Raw genomic sequence first — 17,531 nt, forward strand, 5'->3', positions numbered from 1 at the left:
TCGGGTCAAGCCTGCCCGACGGGCTGCTCGCCGGTGTCGGACCACGCCGCCCACAGCTGCGCGTAGCGCCCGCCGGCGCGCAGGAGCGTCTCGTGCGAGCCCTCCTCGACGACGGCACCGTCCTCCATCACGAGCACGCGGTCGGCGGTCCGGGCCTGGGTGAGCCGGTGCGCGATGACCAGTGCCGCCCGACCGTGCGTGACCGCGGCGGCCGCCTGCTCGAGCTCGCGGGCGCCCGACGAGCCGGCCTCCGCCGTCGCCTCGTCGAGCACGACCACCTGCGGGTCGAGCAGGGCGACGCGGCTGAGGGCGAGCTGCTGCGTCTGGGCCGGGGTGAGCGGGTGCCCGAGGTCGCCGACCACGGTGTCCAGGCCGTGGGGGAGCGCGCGGGCCCAGCCGGCGGCGTCGGTGGTCGCGAGGGCGCTCCACAGCGCGTCGTCGTCGGCGTCGGCCCGGGCCAGCAGCAGGTTGTCGCGCAGGCTGCCGGCGAACACGTGCACCTCCTGCGACACGAGGGCCACGTGCCGGCGCACGACGGGCTCGGGTGCCGTGGTCACGTCGAGCGCGCCGAGCCGGACGTGGCCTCCGGTGGGCCGCAGCGTCCCGGCCGCGATGCCGCCGAGCGTCGACTTGCCGGCGCCCGTCGCACCGACGACGGCGACGTGCTCGCCGGGCTGGATCGTCAGGTCGACGGGGGCGAGCACGGGCCGGCCGGTCTCGTACGCGTGGTGCACGCCCTGCAGCGTGAGCACCGGCTCGGGCCCCGCGTCGACCGGCGCGACGTCGCGCGGCGGGATGAGCGCGACCCCGGCAAGGCGCGCGAGGGCGGCACCACTGGCCTGTGCGGCGTCGAAGACGTAGAGCACCGCACCGATCGGGTTGAACAGCCGGTGGAAGAAGAGCGCCGCGGCCGTCGCGTCACCGACGCTGGCGGAGCCGGTGCTGACGAGGGCGTACCCCGTCGCCAGGACGACGACGAGCCCGACGCACTCCGACGCGTTCATGCGGGCGCCGAGCCGCGTGTAGAGGCGGAAGACGTCGAGCGTGATCGCGACGGCGTCGCCGGAACGTCGCTCCACCCGCTCGAGGGCGATGTCCTCGACACCGAACGCACGCAGCGTCGGCGCGTCGCGCACGCCGGTCACGAGCACCTCGGCGCGCGCGCCCTCGGCCGTGCGCTCGGCCCGGTAGTACGGGATCGAGCGCGGCAGGTACCACCGCATGCCGAGCACGTAGCCCGGCGCGGCAGCGAGACCTGCCAAGCCCAGCCGCCAGTCGAGCGTGAAGAGGCCGCCGACGGTGAAGGCGATCGCCGAGACCGACGTGAGGAGCATCGGGATGGCCTCGTCGAGCGACTCGGTGACGCGCCGCACGTCGTCGCCCACGCGTCCGAGGACGTCGCCGACGCCGGCCGCCTCGAGCTGCTGGGAGTCGAGGTGGAGGGCTCGGTCGAGCACCTCCTCGCGCAGCTCCGCCAGGGCGGGTGCCACCGTCCTGGCGAGCGCTGCCGTCGACACGGTGGTCGACACCGCGGCGACGACCGCGGCGGCCAGCATGACGGCGACCGGCGCGAGCACCTCTGCGAAGGTGCCGTCGTCACGCACGACGTCGACGACGCGGCCGATCATGAGCACCGGCACGATGCCGGCGAAGCCGGTCACCAGGAAGGCGGCCACGGTCAGCGCCAGGCTGCCTCGACGCGCGCGCAGCAGACGCCACGCGACGCGCGTGGTGCTGCGACCGTCGGCGACCGGCAGGAGCTGGTCGGCGTGCTGGGTCTGGCTCATCGCTCGACCGCCTCGCGGTAGTCGGCGTCGCGGAGCAGGTCCAGGTGCGTGCCCTCGGCGACCACGCGTCCACCGCGCACGACGAGCACGCGGTCGGCGGCGCGCAGCAGGGCCGGGCTGGAGGTCAGCACGAGGGTGGACCGTCCGGTGCGCAGACGTCGCACCCCGTCGGCCACGGCCTGCTCGGTCACGGCGTCGACGGCGCTCGTCGGGTCCTGCAGGACGACGACGGGTCGGTCGGTAGCCAGGGCGCGCGCCAGGGCGAGCCGCTGCCGCTGGCCGCCGGAGAGGCTGCTGCCGCCGGCGCGGACCGGGCGGTCCAGCCCGTCGGGGTGCAGACGGACGACGTCGTCGGCGGCCGAGGCGGTGAGGGCCGGGGCGAGCGCGTCGTCGTCGTGCTGCCCGCCCGGGTCGACGGTGGTGCGCAGCGTGCCCTCCGTGATGCCGCCGTGGTGCGCGACGACGAGCAGGTGCCGGCGACGTCCGGCCACGGACAGCTCGGCGAGGTCGACGTCGCCGAGGCGCGCGCGTCCGGAGTCGAGGTCGAGGTCGCCGGAGAGCAGGGCCACCAGGGCGTCGGAGACCGCAGGATCGTCGACCGCGACGGCGACGAGCTCGTCGTGGCGCAGGTGCAGGCTGAGCCCGTCGAGCGGACCTGCCGCGACGTCGTCGAGCACGAGCTCGGGCCGGTCCTGGCTGGGCGCGCGACCTCCGGGTGCGAGGACGCGAGGCGTCGCGAGGAAGTCGACGATGCGCGCGGCCGACGCGCGCGACGCCGCGAACTGCGCGCTCACGTCGCCGAGCCCGCGCAGCGGCTCGGCGAGGAACTGCGTGAGGCCGACCAACGCGATCAGCTCGCCGAGGCTGATGTCGCCGTCGAGGGCGCGACGTCCGGCGAGTAGCGCGACCGCGGCGAGCAGCAGGCCGCTGAGCGCGGTGGTGAAGCCGTCGAGGTAGCCCCAGGAGCGGGCGACGGCGACGGTGTCGTCGCTCGCCCGGGTACTCGCGGCACGGTAGCGACGCAGGGCGACGTCCTCGCCGCCGATGCCCTTGAGCGGGCGCAGGCCCTCGAGCAGGTCGGCCGCGAGTCCCGAGGCGGCGGCCGTGCTCTCCTGCTGCCGGGCGGTGCGGCGTGCGACCAGCGGGGCGAGCGCCTGGATCGCGACGAGCACGGCGGGCACCCCGAGCAGGATGAGCAGGCCCAGCACGACGTCGACGCGGAGCACGTACGCGGCCGTCACGAGCACTGCGACGAGGGACGCGATCGCGTAGCCGAGCTGGTGCAGGGCCATCGGCACGAGGTCGGCGTCGGACGTCGCGATCGAGAGGGTCTCGCCGGCGAGCCGGTCGGTCCGCGCGCCCCGGGGGTGCAGCACGTGCCCCGCGACCTCGACGCGCAGCGCGTGCGCCTCGCGCTCGATGCCCTGCTTGATGAAGCGCGCACCGAAGCGGTAGCCGTTGCTGAGCACCACGAAGAGCGCGACGAGCACGCCGAGCGTCCAGGCGAGGTCGCCGAGACCGCCGCCGTCGACGGCCTGGTCGACGACGAGCCCGATGACGACGGGCACGAGGGTCTCGCTGAGCTGCCAGAGCGTCAGCAGGGGATAGCCGCGGCCGAGGTCGCGTCCGTTGCGGCGCAGCGCCCGGCGGAGCAGGGCACCGGCGGTGGCCGGCGCGGTGGTGGGTGCGTCGGGCGACGTCGTGCTCGTGCCGCGTCCACCTCGTCCCATGCGAGTGAGGTTAGCCTAACCCGTCGCCGTCCCGACCGGCGGTCGCGACGACGACGGGCCGTGGCTCACACGCCGTGCGTGGTGCGCGGGTACTCCGCGGACACGTCGGTCATGACGTTCACGAGGTAGGGCACGCCCGACGCGAACGCGCGGTCGAGCGCCGGCCCGATCTGCGCGGGGTCGGTCACCATCTCGCCACCGCCGCCGAGCGCGGTGACGACCTGGTCGTAGCGCGTGTGCGGTGCGAGGTCGGCGGCGACGTCGTAGCCGTAGAGCATCTGCATGGGGCTCTTCTCCAGCCCCCACGCGGAGTTGTTGCCGACGATCATGACCACGGGCAGGTCGTGGCGCACGAGGGTGTCGACGTCCATGAGCGACATGCCGGCGGCGCCGTCGCCGAACAGCACGACGACCTGGCTCGAGGGTCGCGTGATGCGGGCCGCCATGGCGGCGCCCATGCCGGCGCCCAGGCAGCCGTAGGGTCCGGGGTCGAGCCAGCCGCCGGGTCGCTGCGGCTCGACGAACTTCCCGGCGAACGACACGAAGTCGCCGCCGTCGCCGATGACGACGGCGTCGTCGGCGAGGCGGGGGAGCAGCTCGCCGTAGATCCGTGCCGGGTGGATGGGGTCGCTGGTCGACGCGAGCAGGTCGACGTCGCGCGCGGCCGCGGCGGAGACGAGGTCCTGCAGCTGCCCGAGCCAGGACGACCAGTCCGGCCGGGAGCCGGGCGCCGACTGCAGTGCGGCCAGGATGCCGTCGAGCACGAGCGTCAGGTCGCCGGCGGCCGACCCGGCGAGGTCGGCGTGGGTCGAGAGCTGGCCGGGGGAGTCGGCGAGGTGGACGACCCGCGCCGGCGTGGCGCCGTCCTTGCCCCCGAAGACGCCGTAGCCGAGACGGAAGTCGAGCGGCGTGCCGGCGACGACGACGAGGTCGGCCCCCGAGAACGCGGCGGAGCGGGCCTTGGTGACGAGCTGGGGGTGGCCACCCGGCAGGAGCCCGCGACCCATGCCGTTGGCGATGACGGGGATGCCGGTCTCGGCGGCGAAGCGCGACGCGGCGTCCTCGGCGCCGTCGGCCCAGACGTCGGTCCCGAGGACGAGCACGGGGTGGTGGGCGTCCTGCAGGAGTCGAGCGACGCGGTTCAGGTCGTCGGCGTTGGGCTGCAGGGGAGCCCGGTCCGGACCCGTGGCGGCGCCCAGGGGTCCGGCGTTGAAGAACTCGTCCATCGGGACGTCGACGAAGGTCGGCCCGCGGTGCGAGGACCCGGCGCGGTTGAACGCCTCGTGGACGGTGGGGGCGATGTCGGCGAGGGTGTGCGCGGTGGCCGCCCACGTCGAGACGGTCTCGAAGATCGGCGGGTGGTCGAGCTCCTGCAGGGTGCCCATGCCCCAGCGGCCGGCCGGGGCGCGGCCGCCGACGACCACGAGCGGCGACCCGGCGAAGTGGGCCTGCGCGACCGGGCTGACGCCGTTGGTGACGCCCGGGCCGGCCGTGAGCACGGCGAGGCCCGGAGTGCGGGTCAGCTTGCCGACGGCCTCGGCGGCGAACACGGCGGTCGGCTCGTGCCGTACGTCGATGATGGGCATCGGGTCGGCGGCGGTGACCGCGGCGTCGTACATGGGGAACACGTGGGCACCGGAGAGCGTGAACATGGCCTGCACGCCGTGGGCGCGGGCCACCTCGAGCGCGTGGACTCCACCATGGGCAGTGGGGGCGGAGCTCTCGCCGTCGGCGTCAGGGGTGGCCGCGGACTCGTCGGTCTGTGACATGGCTCGCACGCTACTGCACGGCGGTGTCGTTGTCCGGTGGGCCGTCGGGGGCGTCGAGGGGGCGGGCGCGGGTGGTCTGCCGGTACAGCCAGGGGCTCTCGCCGCGGATCTGGTCGAGGACGGCGAGGAGGAGGTCGGCGCGGTGGGCCGGCTGCTCGGCGAACAGCTCGGCGTCGCCGCGCAGGTCGGCGCGACCCTGGACGCCGAGGGCGAGCTGCAGGTGCAGGGCGCGCAGGAAGGACGACGTGTTCTTGGCGGTCGGGGAGGGCCACTCGTCGTCGAGGTGGCCGCGGGTGCGGGGTGCGCGGACGCCTGCGCCGAGGCGGGCGAGCCAGGGCTCGACGATGCTCGGGTCGAGCGCGTTGCGGTGCAGCGCGGTCATGACCGCGTAGGCGAGGCGGTCGTCCTCACCGTGGCGCCAGACGTAGGAGGTGGGGGTGAGCACGCGGTCGGCGATCACGTCGAGCAGCACCGTCAGCTCGAGCCGGTCGAAGTGGCGTGAGCGGGCGAGGGCGGCGAGCAGGTCGGCGCCGTGGGCGATGGCGTGGGCCCATCCCTGCTCGGGCACCCAGCCGCGGTGGTCGAGCTCGCGGACGTACCAGCTGGTGGCGCGGTCGCCCCAGCCCAGGACGGTGGAGGACGGCAGGACGTGCAGGGTGTTGTCGCGCCCGACGATGTCGGCGAGCAGGAGGGCGCTGTAGGAGCGTCGGACGACCGAGACGTCGCCGTCGTGGCCGAGCCCGTACCGCAGGCCGGGCGCGACGCCGTCGCCGAGCCCGCCGAGGAGGTCGTCGTACACGCCCGTGGAGATCCACGTGGTCAGCAGCGGGTAGGCGAGGTCCTCGCGGAGTCGAGGGTTCGGGTGGCCGAGCATCTCGACGAGCTCGGCGGTGGACTCGTCGAGGGAGCGGTCGAGCGGAACCTGTCGACCGGTCCGCACCACGGCCTGCCAGTACGCCTCGGACATCTCGACCATCGTGCCAGAGGGGTCCTGGTCTGCAGTGGCGCGGCTAGGGTGGGCGCGTGCCGACGCCCGACGACATCATCCGGTCGCAGACGGCTCTCGCGCCCGCCGACGTGGGCTGGGTGCACGCGCTCGTCGCGGACTGGCAGATCCTGGCCGACCTGTCGTTCGGCGACCTGGTGCTGTGGGTACCCGACGCGGAGTCCAAGGGGCTGTGGGCGGTGGCGCAGATCCGTCCGACGACGGGCGCGACGACGCTGCTGGAGGACGTCACCGGCACGTTCGTGCCCGCGGAGCGCTCCCCGGCGGCGGGTCGGGTGCTGGCGGGCGAGGGTGCGCAGGACGACGACGACCCGGCGGTCGGCGACGGGCTGCGGGTGCGGCTGGTGCCGGTGCGGCGGGGTCCGGACACGATCGCGGTGCTGGCGGTGCGCAGCGGCCGCGACGCGCGGGCCACGAGCCACCTCGAGGTGACGTACCGGGCGTGCGCCCAGGCCTTGGTCGCCATGGTCGCGCGTGGCGAGTTCCCGACGCCGGGCAGTCGCTCCGACCTGGCCGACTCGCTGCGGGTGGGTGACGGGTTCATCCGGACGCGCGCCGACGGCACGGTCGAGTACGCGAGTCCGAACGCCCTGTCGGCGTACCGCCGCCTGGGTCTGCACGGCGACCTGCAGGACGTCGACCTCGCCGAGGTGACGGCAGCGTGCGTCGGCCGAACGCCGACGGACCTGAGCACGGCGGCGGCGCTGGGGGGCATGGCTCCGGCCGAGGCCGAGGTGGTCGGCGCGGAGGCGACGCTGCTGCTGCGGGTGATCCCGGTGACCCGCGAGGGCGCACGGGGTCGCGGGGAGCGTGACGGTGCCGTCGTGTTGCTGCGCGACGTGACCGACCTGCGGCTGCGGGAGAAGCAGCTGCTGTCGAAGGAGGCGACGATCCGGGAGATCCACCACCGGGTCAAGAACAACCTCCAGACGGTGGCGGCGCTGCTGCGGCTGCAGGCGCGGCGCATGGACGTGCCGGAGGCGCGGGCGGCGCTCGAGGAGGCCGTGCGGCGCGTCGGCTCGATCGCGCTGGTCCACGAGACGCTGAGCCAGGGATTCGACGAGAGCGTCGCGTTCGACGACATCGCCGACCGGCTCCTGCGCTCGGTGCTCGACGTCGGCGGTCCTCAGGTGCGCGCGGAACGGATCGGGGCGTTCGGCTTGCTGCCGGCGGAGGTGGCGACCCCGTTGGCGATGGTGCTCACGGAGCTGGTGCAGAACGCCGCCGAGCACGCGTTCCCCGACGGCGCCGGTCGGGTGACGGTGGCGGTGAACCGGATCCGCGACCGGCTGCGCATGCGGGTGAGCGACGACGGGGTGGGGCTGCCGGCCGACTTCGACCCGACGCGCAGCCTGGGCCTGTCGATCGTCTCCACGCTGGTGGAGAGCGAGCTCGGCGGCGCGCTGGAGTTCGAGTCGCGCCCCGGGCGTGGTGCGACGGTCGCCATCACGCTGACGCTCTGACACCTCGACCTCGATGTCGGTGTGGGCGATCGCGGCGGGCACAGGGCCCCGGCGGGGGTTCCGGGCCGTGGGCGGAGAAGTGCCCGGACGTCGAGAACCCCGTACCCAGGCTCGGGTACGGGGTTCGGACGCGTGCGGCGTGGAACGTCTCAGGCGGTGCGAATACGCGCCCGGGCGTTGCGACGCTTGAGGGCACGACGCTCGTCCTCGCTCATGCCTCCCCAGACGCCATGGTCCTGACCGGACTCGAGTGCCCACTGCAGGCACTGCTCACGGACGTCGCAGCGGCGACACACGACCTTCGCCTCCTCGATCTGCATGATCGCGGGGCCGGTGTTGCCGATGGGGAAGAAGAGCTCGGGGTCTTCATCGAGACATGCGCTGTGGTGGCGCCAGTCCATGACGACAGCTCCTTCCCTTGTGTGTGCAGGCGCGCAGGGATGTCCGCCCAGGGGAAGACCAACGCGCCGCGTTCATCGTTTCAACAAAAGGCGCGTCGCACAAGAGATAGCACGGTGGGTCGATGTCTGTTGAGTCACACAGGTCATACCAAAGGAGGCATCGTGGTCCTGGGGCGGGTGGCGACGGGGGCGTGGTCCTAGGCTGGCGGGGTGAGCGAGACGAGCGACCCGACCCCCTCGGACCAGCCCGACGGGAGCCCTGTCGCGCCGCGCGGACCTGCCCGGACGCTGCTGCTCGTGTCCGGCGTCGTCGTGGCGCTGCAGGCTGCTGGACTGCTGGCGATCACGGTGCTCGAGCTGGCCTCGGTGGAGGCCGACCGGGTGGGGCTGGGGATCAGCACGGCGGTCTTCCTCGGTGCGCTCGGCGTGCTGCTGCTGGTGGCGGTCGTCCAGGTGCTGCGCGGTCGGGCCTGGCCGCGCGGCTTCCTCGTCTTCTCCCAGCTCCTGTGCCTCGCGCTGTCGTTCAACTTCCGCGGCGACGCCCCGTGGATCACCCCGACGCTGGCGGGCGGCGCGGCCGTCGCGCTGGTGTGCCTCCTGTCACCTCCGGTCACCCAGGCGCTCGGACGCCACGATCCCGTGTGAGAATGGGCGGCGGCATCACCTGCCGCGCTCCCGTGTCCGCGGGCCCGCCGTGCACCTACCGGTCGCGGGCCGCGTCGACGCCGTCCTGCTCCGGGTCCGCCCCGTGAGCCCCCGCCCTCAGCGAGAGAGAAGCTGCCGCCCCATGGTCGCCACCGACTCCACCACCTCGACGTTCGACGCGTTCGACCCCACCGACCCCGTGTTCGCGCTGCACCGCGGCGGGAAGATGCAGGTCGCCGCGACGGTACCGCTGCGTGACGCCGACGACCTGTCGATGTCGTACACGCCGGGCGTCGCGCGGGTGTGCGAGGCGATCGCCGCCGACCCGGACCTGTCGCACGACTACACCTGGGTGTCCAACACGGTGGCGGTCATCACCGACGGCACCGCGGTGCTCGGTCTCGGCGACATCGGCCCGGCCGCCTCGATGCCGGTGATGGAGGGCAAGGCCGTCCTGTTCAAGCAGTTCGGCGGCGTCGACGCCATCCCGGTGGCGCTGGCGACGACCGACGTCGACGAGATCGTCGAGACGATCGTGCGCATGGCCCCGACGTTCGGCGGCGTGAACCTCGAGGACATCTCGAGCCCGCGGTGCTTCGAGATCGAGGAGCGGCTCATCGAGCGGCTCGACATCCCGGTCTTCCACGACGACCAGCACGGCACGGCCGTCGTCACGCTGGCCGCGCTCATCAACGCCGTCCGGCTGACCGACCGCGACATGCAGGACCTCAAGGTCGTCATCTCCGGCGCCGGCGCGGCCGGTGTGGCGATTGCGAAGATCCTGCAGTCGGCGGGCGTGCACCGCATCAGCGTCGTCGACCGCCAGGGTGTCATCCACCCCGGGCGCGACGACCTCAACAGCGTCAAGCAGTGGCTCGCCGACCAGACCGCCGACTGGGCGCGTCCCGGGACCGTGGGCGACGCGCTGGAGAAGGCCGACGTGTTCATCGGCGTCTCCGGTGGCACCATCCCCGAGGAGGACGTCGCGCGCATGGCGCCCGACGCGATCATCTTCGCGATGGCGAACCCGAACCCGGAGGTGCACCCCGACGTCGCGCACCGCTACGCGCGGGTCGTGGCCACGGGGCGCTCGGACTTCCCGAACCAGATCAACAACGTGCTCGTGTTCCCCGGCATCTTCCGCGGCGCGCTCGCGGTGCGTGCGACGGCGATCTCCGAGGGCATGAAGCTGGCGGCCGCTCACGCGATCGCCGAGCTCGTCGGCGACGACCTGAGCGAGTCCTACGTCATCCCGTCGCCGTTCGACCCGCGGGTGGCCGACGTCGTCAGCCGGGCCGTCACGGAGACCGCCCGCCGTGAGGGCCTCGCGCGCCGTCCCTACTGATCCGCTCGATACTGGACGCGGTACCTCATCCGGGGCCGGGCTCCGCCTGGCCGTCGCCTGCTCGAAGGAGTCGCATGTTCGCCGTCTACGCCGGTCAGATCAACCCCGAGAACCCGCTCGAGGGGCTGGTGGTCGGGGACCGTCCCGACCCCGAGGTGCCGGACGGCTGGACCACGGTGACGGTCAAGGCGGCATCGATCAACCACCACGACGTGTGGAGCCTGCGCGGCGTCGGCCTGCGCGAGGAGTCGTTGCCGATGATCCTCGGCTGCGACGCGGCGGGCTACGACGAGGACGGCAACGAGGTGCTCGTGCACGCCGTCGTCAGCGACCCGTCGTGGCGCGGTGACGAGACGCTCGACCCCAAGCGCTCGCTGCTGTCGGAGCGCCACCAGGGCACGTTCGCCGAGAAGGTGGCGGTGCCGACGCGCAACGTCGTGCCGAAGCCGGCAGGTCTGTCGTTCAGCGAGGCGGCCTGCCTGCCCACGGCCTGGCTGACCGCCTACCGGATGCTGTTCACGCAGTCGGGGCTCAAGCAGGGCGACACCGTGCTCGTGCAGGGCGCCGGCGGTGGGGTGGCCACCGCCCTCATCACGCTGGCCCGCGCAGCCGGGTTCCGGGTGCTGGCCACGAGCCGCGACGAGGACAAGCGCGCCAAGGCGCTCGAGATCGGCGCGCACGAGGTGTTCGAGTCCGGGGCGCGACTGCCCGTGAAGGTCGACGCCGTCATGGAGACGGTCGGCGCCGCCACGTGGTCGCACTCGGTCAAGTCGATGCGTCCGGGCGGCACGATCGTCATCTCCGGCGCGACGTCGGGTGACGCGCCGAAGGCGGCCGAGCTGACCCGCATCTTCTTCCAGCAGATGCGCGTGCACGGCTCCACCATGGGTACGCGCGACGAGCTCCACGCGCTCGCGCAGTTCATGGACGTCACCGGGACGCGTCCGCTCATCGACAGCGAGATCCCCATGGCCGACGCGGCCCAGGGTCTGCAGCGCGTCGTCGACGGCGACGTCTTCGGCAAGATCGTCCTGACGCTCTGACCTGCGGCCCGGCCGCCGACGTCAGAGGACGCCGGCGGCCAGCAGGGCGCTCGTGGCGCCCAGCAGCACCACCAGGAACAGCACGTTCACCACGGTGAACAGGCCGAGGAACGCGCGGGTGCCGCCGGGTCGCAGCAGCTGGTAGCGGCGCAGGGTGATCAGGCTCGCGAGCGACGCCACCACGGTGCCGACCCCGCCGACGTTGACGCCCAGCAGGAGCGCGCGCCAGTCGTCGGTGAAGGGCGCGTAGATCAGCGCGGTCGGCACGTTGGAGATCAGCTGGCTCCCGGCCACGCTCCAGAGCAGGACGTGCTCCTGCAGCAGGTCCTGCAGGAACCCGCTGGCCTGCGGCACGCGCTCCAGGTTGCCGGCGAAGACGAAGAACAGCATGAACGTCGCGAGCAGCCCGTAGTCGACCGACCGCAGGGCCCGCCGGTCGACGACCGCCACCACCGCGACGACCACGAGGCCCGTCCAGACCGGGAGCGCACGCACGACGAGCGCGACGGCGACGCCGAACAGGACCAGGTGGACGGCCGCCGGTCGCCAGCGCACGGACGTCCGGGAGGTGACCGGTCGGATGGGGCCGCCCGGGACGCGCAGGCACGCAAGCACGAGCAGCGCGATCGACAGCACGAACGGGATCGCCATGACGGCGACGAGCTGACCGACCGACAGGTGGAAGTACTGGTAGAGGAAGAGGTTCTGCGGGCTGCCGAACGGCGTGATCATGCCGCCAAGGTTCGCCGCGACGGTCTGCAGCACGAAGACGTAGGCCAGGTGCTCCTCGTCGCCCGTCGCACGCAGGGCGAGCGCCGACAGCGGGAGGAAGGTCAGCAGCGCCATGTCGTTGGTGATGAGCATCGACCCGAGCGCGGTCAGCAGGACCAGCCCGACGACCAGCGTCCGCCGACCACGCAGGACCCCCACGGCCCCCTCCGCCGCGGCGGTGACGAGGTGCGTCCGGTCGAGCGCGCTGATGACCGTCAGGAAGCACCACAGCCCCACGAGCGTGCGGTACTCGGGATAGTGCAGGTACTCAGCGCTCGGCGGCACGAGCAGGCAGGTCAAGGCGGCCGCGACGGCCGTCGCGGTGAGGAAGGGGTTGGCGGTCAGCAGGTGCCGGACCCGCGCCGCGACCCCGCGGTCAGCCATCGTCGTCCCGGTCGTCGGCGAGCACGTGCCGCAGGTAGCGCCCCGGTGCCTCGAGGTAGGCGCGCCAGTGGGCGACGAGGTCGAGCGACTCCCAGCTCGTCTCCCGCAGCCCCCACGGACCGACCTCCAGGATCCGTGCCCCCGGCAGCGACGCGACGACGGGGGAGTGGGCCGCGCACAGCACCTGACCCCCCGTCGCGGCGATGTCGTGGAGGGTGCGCAGCAGCGCCAGGCTCGAGGAGAACGACAGCGCGGCCTCGGGCTCGTCGAGGCAGTAGAAGCCGGGGGAGTCGAAGCGTCGGCGCAGCACCTCCAGGAAGGACTCCCCGTGGCTCATCGCGTGCAGGTCGGGGCCGCCGACACCCTCCTGGTACGTGTACCAGCCGTGCATCGTCTCCGCGCGCAGGAAGAAGCCCCACCGCCCCGACCCCACACCTCGCTGCAGGGTCAGGGCCGTGTGCAGGGCCGACTCGCTCGGTCGCGAGCGGTGCTGCCCGTGCGGGCTGCCTCCCTCCGGCGACAACCCGTAGGCCATCGCCACCGCCTCCACGATCGTCGACTTCCCGGCCCCGTTCTCGCCGACGAGGAACGTGACCCCGGGCGCGAGGTCGAGACCCTCGCGCAGCACCTGCTGGACGGCGGGGACGTCGTCGAGCCAGGGGTCGAGATCACCTGCGCCCTCCGGGATCACCCGGACCACGGGCGGCTGGTCGAACCTCACCGGGACAGTGTGGCAGTGGGGGAGGACAGGAGCGTGCTCAGCCGCGTCCGCGGCTGGTCGAGTAGACGAGCACCGCGAGGGACGAGCGTGTGCGGGCTGTGGAGCCATCGCAGCAGGGGCGTAGCCGCGATGGAGCGAGACCACTCGGCAGCGGCTCAGCGGTTCCTACTCAGGGGTGATGAGGTCTGGACGCTCGCCAGGTCTCGATACAGACCGACGCCTTCGGCGTGCACTACTCGACCTGCCGATCTCGTTCGCTCGCAAAGCTCGCTCAGAGATCGTCATCATCATCGTCGAGACGGGCGAGCCAGGTGGCCAGCCGCTCGACCGGCACCTCGAAGTCGGGGTGCAGGTCGACGAACTCGACGAGCCGGTCGGCCAGCCACGCGAAGGAGATCTCCTCCTCGCCGCGGCGGGCCGCCAGCTCCTCGATGCCTCGATCGGTGAAGTACACGGCTCAGGCGAACGCCGCGTCCATCAGCTCACGCTGCTCGGCGTCGTGCCGCGACTTCGAGCCCACGGCCGTCGTCGACGACGCCGGGCGCGACACGAGCGTCAGCGCACCGGACGCCACGGCGTCGGGGTAGTGCAGTGCGGCGTCGGGCCACGGACCCTGGTTCGCGGGCTCGTCCTGCACCCAGCGGACGTTCTTCACGCCGCTGAAGCGAGCGAGCTCGGTCTTGATCTGCTCGACCGGGCGCGGGTACAGCTGCTCGAGGCGGACGATCGCCGTCGTCGGGTCGTCGCCCTCACGCTTAGCGCGCTCGTCGAACAGGTCGTGCGCGATCCGGCCCGAGCACAGCAGCACCGTGTCGACCTTCTCGGCGTCGACGGAGTCGTCGCCGATGACCGGACGCCACTGGCCCGACGTGAACTCGTCCGGCTGCGACGCCGCGCTCTTGCGACGCAGCAGCTGCTTGGGCGTGAACACGATGAGCGGACGGTGCTGGCCCTCCAGCGTGTGCCGACGCAGCAGGTGGAAGTACGACGCCGACGTCGACGGCTGGGCGATCGTCATCTCGTCGTTGGCGGCGAGCTGCAGGAACCGCTCGATGCGCGCCGACGAGTGGTCCGGCCCCTGGCCCTCGTAGCCGTGGGGCAGGAGCAGCACGACGCCGGACTTCTGGCCCCACTTCGTCTCACCGGAGGAGATGTACTCGTCGATGACCGGCTGGGCGCCGTTGACGAAGTCGCCGAACTGCGCCTCCCACAGGGTGAGGGCCTCCGGACGCGCCACGGAGTAGCCGTACTCGAAGCCGAGCGCGGCGTACTCGCTCAGCAGCGAGTCGTAGATGTAGAACGTCGCCTGCTCGTCGCCGACGTGCGACAGCGGGGTCCACTCGCTGCCGTTGTTGCGGTCGATGATCGTCGCGAAGCGCGAGGAGAACGTGCCGCGCCGCGAGTCCTGGCCGGCGAGGCGCACAGGGCGACCCTCGAGCAGCAGCGACCCGAACGCGATGATCTCGCCCGTGCCCCAGTCGATCGGGCCCGTCTCGATGGACTGGGCGCGACGCTGCAGCTGGGGGAGCACCTTCGGGTGGACCGTGAAGCCGTCGGGCACGGACGTGTAGGCCGACGACACGGCCTTCATGACCTCGGGGGACACAGCCGTCTCGAGCGCGCCCTCCTGCTCGGGCTTCTCGGGGTAGTCGGGGGTGCGCGTGTAGTCGGCGTCGGAGGAGGTGGCCTCCTTGACGTCGGCGAAGTTGCGCTCGAGCTGGGACTGGTAGTCCGCGAGGGCGGCCTCGGCCTCCTCGATGGTGATGTCGCCACGACCCACGAGCGCCTCGGTGTAGAGCTTGCGCACCGACTTCTTCGCGTTGATCGTGTCGTACATCAGCGGCTGCGTGAACGACGGGTCGTCGCCCTCGTTGTGGCCGCGGCGGCGATAGCAGACCAGGTCGATCACGACGTCCTTGTTGAACGTCTTGCGGTACTCGTAGGCGAGGTCGGCGACGCGGATGCACGCCTCCGGGTCGTCGCCGTTCACGTGCAGGATCGGCGCCTGGACCATGCGGGCGACGTCGGTGCAGTAGGTCGAGGAGCGCGACGACGACGGGCTCGTCGTGAAGCCGACCTGGTTGTTGACGATCACGTGGATCGTGCCGCCCGTGCGGTAGCCGCGCAGCTGCGAGAGGTTCAGCGTCTCCGCGACGACACCCTGGCCGGCGAACGCGGCGTCGCCGTGCACGAGGACCGGCAGCACCGGGAACTCGGCACCGCGGTTGAGACGGTCCTGCTTCGCGCGGGTGATGCCCTCGAGCACCGGGTCGACGACCTCGAGGTGCGACGGGTTGGCGGCCACCGACACCTTGATCGTGTCGCCGTGCTCGGAGCGGAACTCGCCCTCGACGCCCAGGTGGTACTTGACGTCGCCGGAGCCCTGCACCGTGCGGGGGTCGATGTTGCCCTCGAACTCGCGGAACACCGTGCCGGCGCTCTTGCCGGCGATGTTGACGAGGACGTTGAGACGGCCGCGGTGGGCCATGCCGATGCAGACCTCCTCGAGGCCGTCGGCGGCAGCCTCCTCGCAGATCTCGTCGAGCAGCGGGATGGTGGTCTCCCCGCCCTCGAGGCTGAACCGCTTCTGGCCGACGAACTTCGTCTGCAGGAAGGTCTCGAACGCTTCGGCCTGGTTGAGCTTCAGCAGGATGCGCAGCTGCTCCTCGCGCGGGGGCTTCGTGTGGCCCACCTCGATGCGGTCCTGCAGCCACTGACGCTCGCCCGGGTCCTGGATGTGCATGTACTCCAGGCCGATGGAGCGGCAGTAGGAGTCGCGCAGGACGCCGAGGATCTCGCGCAGCTTCATGAAGCGCTTGCCCGTGCCGCTCGCGAACGAGCCGGTGGCGAACTCGCGGTCGAGGTCCCACAGGGTCAGGCCGTGCGACGCGGTGTCGAGGTCGGGGTGGCTGCGCTGGCGGTACTCGAGCGGGTTCGTGTCGGCCATGAGGTGACCGCGCACGCGGAAGGCGTGGATCAGCTCGAGCACGCGCGCCTGGCGGTGCACCTCGTCGTCGTGGCTGACGGCGATGTCCTGGGCCCAGCGGATCGGCTCGTAGGGGATCCGCAGCGCCTGGAAGATCTCGTCGTAGAAGCCCTCCTCGCCGAGGAGCAGCTGGTGGATCCGACGCAGGAACTCGCCCGACTGCGCACCCTGGATGACGCGGTGGTCGTAGGTCGAGGTCAGCGTCATCATCTTGCTGACAGCGAGGTGGGCGATGGTGTGCTCGGACGCGCCCTGGAACTCCGGCGGGTACTCCATGGAGCCGACGCCGACGATGACGCCCTGACCCTTCATGAGCCGCGGGACGGAGTGGTTGGTGCCGATGCCTCCGGGGTTGGTGAGGCTGGCGGTGGTGCCCTGGAAGTCGGAGACCTCGAGCTTGCCGTCGCGGGCCTTCTTGACCATCGCCTCGTACGCCTGCCAGAACTGCGCGAAGTTCATGGTCTCGGCGGCCTTGATGGACGGCACGAGGAGCTGGCGCTCGCCCTTGGCGTTCTTCGTATCGATCGCGAGGCCGAAGTTGACGTGCTCAGGCTTCAGCTGGACCGGCTTGCCCTTCTCGTCGGTGTCGTAGCCGGTGTTCATCTCCGGCATGGCCGTGAGGGCCTTGACGACGGCGTAGCCGATGAGGTGGGTGAACGACACCTTGCCGCCGCGGGCGCGGGCGAGGTGGTTGTTGATGACGATGCGGTTGTCGAAGAGCAGCTTGACCGGCACCGAGCGCACGCTCGTGGCGGTGGGGACCTCGAGGCTGGCGTCCATGTTGGCCGCGGTGCGCGCCGGCGCGCCCTTGAGCGGCACGCGCTCGACCTCGCCCGGACCCGAGGGCTCGGGCGCGGCCGACGTCGACTTCGGGTCGGTGGAGCGGCCTGCGGGACGTGCAGCCTGCGGCTTCTTCTCCGGCGCCTTGCTCTCCGCAGGCTTCGCGGCGGCGGGCTCGGCCTTCTTCGGCGCGGGTGCTGCAGCGGCAGGCTCGGGCTTCTTCTCCGGGGTCTTCGCGGGGGCGGGCTCGGGCTTCTTCTCGGCGACCGTGGCGGCTGCCGGCCCAGAGCCGTTCGCGGACGTGCCGTTCGCCGAGGTGCCGTTGCGCGCGGCCCCGTTCGAGGAGGGGGCGGTGCCGTTGTCCCGCAGGAGCGCCGCGCCGTCACCCTCCTCGAAGAACGTCACCCAGGTCGGGTCGAGGGAGGCGGGGTCCGCCTTGTACTGGTCGTACATCTCCTCGACGAGCCACTGGTTCGTCCCGAAGTCGGGGGTTGACGGGTCATGTGAGGACTCGGCCACGGCCTCGATCGCCTCTTCCGGTTGGTTCCCTGCGCACTTGGACACGGTGCGACTCAAGACTAGCGCGCTGGCCCGGACGCTCGACGTCCGGTTCGCCCTGCCTGGAGCCGTGTCTCCCACCGTCCCACGGGGTGATCCTCGTCGCACCGCGATCGCGTCGATCGGGGCGGCGGAACAGGGT

The 17,531-nt window shown here is 72.3% G+C and carries 13 protein-coding genes; 4 read left to right on the forward strand and 9 right to left on the reverse strand.

What is annotated here, in order from left to right:
• Nucleotides 1-5: 5 nt before the first annotated feature.
• The 4 genes from Aeryth_RS06475 to Aeryth_RS06490 all read right to left on the reverse strand — a co-directional run bounded on the left by Aeryth_RS06475 (nucleotide 6) and on the right by Aeryth_RS06490 (nucleotide 6,253).
• Complete coding sequence (locus Aeryth_RS06475; RefSeq protein ID WP_067856167.1) at nucleotides 6-1,787, reverse strand: ABC transporter ATP-binding protein; 1,782 nt, start codon at nucleotides 1,785-1,787, stop codon at nucleotides 6-8.
• Nucleotides 1,784-3,517: an ABC transporter transmembrane domain-containing protein gene (locus tag Aeryth_RS06480; RefSeq protein WP_067856170.1), complete on the reverse strand. Its 1,734-nt coding sequence runs from the start codon at nucleotides 3,515-3,517 to the stop codon at nucleotides 1,784-1,786. The genes Aeryth_RS06475 and Aeryth_RS06480 overlap by 4 nt, the downstream gene beginning before the upstream one ends.
• A 65-nt stretch (nucleotides 3,518-3,582) precedes the next feature.
• Complete coding sequence (locus Aeryth_RS06485; RefSeq protein ID WP_067856173.1) at nucleotides 3,583-5,286, reverse strand: acetolactate synthase; 1,704 nt, start codon at nucleotides 5,284-5,286, stop codon at nucleotides 3,583-3,585.
• Nucleotides 5,287-5,296: 10 nt separating this feature from the next.
• Nucleotides 5,297-6,253 carry a DUF2785 domain-containing protein gene (locus tag Aeryth_RS06490; RefSeq protein WP_083516588.1) on the reverse strand — a complete coding sequence of 319 codons (957 nt, stop codon included), beginning with the start codon at nucleotides 6,251-6,253 and terminating at the stop codon, nucleotides 5,297-5,299.
• Between the two features lie 56 nt (nucleotides 6,254-6,309).
• On the opposite strand from Aeryth_RS06490, the gene Aeryth_RS06495 reads away from it, so the two are divergent.
• Nucleotides 6,310-7,755, forward strand: coding sequence for a sensor histidine kinase (locus tag Aeryth_RS06495; protein WP_067856177.1), 1,446 nt, complete (start codon nucleotides 6,310-6,312; stop codon nucleotides 7,753-7,755).
• 149 nt (nucleotides 7,756-7,904) lie between these two features.
• Here Aeryth_RS06495 and Aeryth_RS06500 read toward each other — a convergent pair whose 3' ends face one another.
• On the reverse strand, nucleotides 7,905-8,156 hold the full coding sequence (locus Aeryth_RS06500) for a WhiB family transcriptional regulator (RefSeq protein ID WP_067856180.1): 252 nt from the start codon (nucleotides 8,154-8,156) through the stop codon (nucleotides 7,905-7,907).
• Nucleotides 8,157-8,366: 210 nt separating this feature from the next.
• On the opposite strand from Aeryth_RS06500, the gene Aeryth_RS06505 reads away from it, so the two are divergent.
• The 3 genes from Aeryth_RS06505 to Aeryth_RS06515 all read left to right on the forward strand — a co-directional run bounded on the left by Aeryth_RS06505 (nucleotide 8,367) and on the right by Aeryth_RS06515 (nucleotide 11,189).
• The gene (locus Aeryth_RS06505; protein WP_067856182.1) at nucleotides 8,367-8,801 is read left to right on the forward strand and encodes a hypothetical protein; all 435 of its coding nucleotides are present in this window, start codon (nucleotides 8,367-8,369) and stop codon (nucleotides 8,799-8,801) included.
• Between the two features lie 142 nt (nucleotides 8,802-8,943).
• The gene (locus Aeryth_RS06510; protein ID WP_067856185.1) at nucleotides 8,944-10,146 is read left to right on the forward strand and encodes an NAD(P)-dependent malic enzyme; all 1,203 of its coding nucleotides are present in this window, start codon (nucleotides 8,944-8,946) and stop codon (nucleotides 10,144-10,146) included.
• Nucleotides 10,147-10,220: 74 nt separating this feature from the next.
• Nucleotides 10,221-11,189 carry a zinc-binding dehydrogenase gene (locus tag Aeryth_RS06515; RefSeq protein ID WP_067856188.1) on the forward strand — a complete coding sequence of 323 codons (969 nt, stop codon included), beginning with the start codon at nucleotides 10,221-10,223 and terminating at the stop codon, nucleotides 11,187-11,189.
• Nucleotides 11,190-11,210: 21 nt separating this feature from the next.
• Here the strand turns inward: Aeryth_RS06515 and Aeryth_RS06520 are convergent, their stop codons facing one another.
• From Aeryth_RS06520 to Aeryth_RS06535, 4 genes are all read right to left on the reverse strand, one after another.
• Nucleotides 11,211-12,344 (reverse strand): SLC13 family permease, encoded by a 1,134-nt coding sequence (locus Aeryth_RS06520; protein WP_067856191.1) that lies wholly within the window; start codon nucleotides 12,342-12,344, stop codon nucleotides 11,211-11,213.
• Complete coding sequence (locus tag Aeryth_RS06525; protein ID WP_067856194.1) at nucleotides 12,337-13,065, reverse strand: AAA family ATPase; 729 nt, start codon at nucleotides 13,063-13,065, stop codon at nucleotides 12,337-12,339. The genes Aeryth_RS06520 and Aeryth_RS06525 overlap by 8 nt, the downstream gene beginning before the upstream one ends.
• A 271-nt stretch (nucleotides 13,066-13,336) precedes the next feature.
• Nucleotides 13,337-13,519: a DUF6104 family protein gene (locus Aeryth_RS06530; RefSeq protein WP_067856197.1), complete on the reverse strand. Its 183-nt coding sequence runs from the start codon at nucleotides 13,517-13,519 to the stop codon at nucleotides 13,337-13,339.
• Nucleotides 13,520-13,522: 3 nt separating this feature from the next.
• A complete protein-coding gene (locus Aeryth_RS06535) occupies nucleotides 13,523-17,350 on the reverse strand; it encodes a multifunctional oxoglutarate decarboxylase/oxoglutarate dehydrogenase thiamine pyrophosphate-binding subunit/dihydrolipoyllysine-residue succinyltransferase subunit (protein ID WP_067856200.1) in 3,828 nt (1,275 codons plus the stop codon).
• Nucleotides 17,351-17,531 lie beyond the last annotated feature (181 nt).

The organism is Aeromicrobium erythreum, assembly GCF_001509405.1.
Taxonomy (GTDB): domain Bacteria; phylum Actinomycetota; class Actinomycetes; order Propionibacteriales; family Nocardioidaceae; genus Aeromicrobium; species Aeromicrobium erythreum.

Excerpts from the sequence above, each read along its gene's own strand:
- Aeryth_RS06520 (WP_067856191.1), bottom strand. The coding sequence starts at position 12,344 with ATGGCTGACCGCGGGGTCGCGGCGCGGGTCCGGCACCTGCTGACCGCC.
- Aeryth_RS06515 (WP_067856188.1), top strand. The coding sequence starts at position 10,221 with ATGTTCGCCGTCTACGCCGGTCAGATCAACCCCGAGAACCCGCTCGAG.
- Aeryth_RS06500 (WP_067856180.1), bottom strand. The coding sequence starts at position 8,156 with ATGGACTGGCGCCACCACAGCGCATGTCTCGATGAAGACCCCGAGCTC.
- Aeryth_RS06510 (WP_067856185.1), top strand. The coding sequence starts at position 8,944 with ATGGTCGCCACCGACTCCACCACCTCGACGTTCGACGCGTTCGACCCC.
- Aeryth_RS06490 (WP_083516588.1), bottom strand. The coding sequence starts at position 6,253 with ATGTCCGAGGCGTACTGGCAGGCCGTGGTGCGGACCGGTCGACAGGTT.
- Aeryth_RS06480 (WP_067856170.1), bottom strand. The coding sequence starts at position 3,517 with ATGGGACGAGGTGGACGCGGCACGAGCACGACGTCGCCCGACGCACCC.
- Aeryth_RS06485 (WP_067856173.1), bottom strand. The coding sequence starts at position 5,286 with ATGTCACAGACCGACGAGTCCGCGGCCACCCCTGACGCCGACGGCGAG.
- Aeryth_RS06475 (WP_067856167.1), bottom strand. The coding sequence starts at position 1,787 with ATGAGCCAGACCCAGCACGCCGACCAGCTCCTGCCGGTCGCCGACGGT.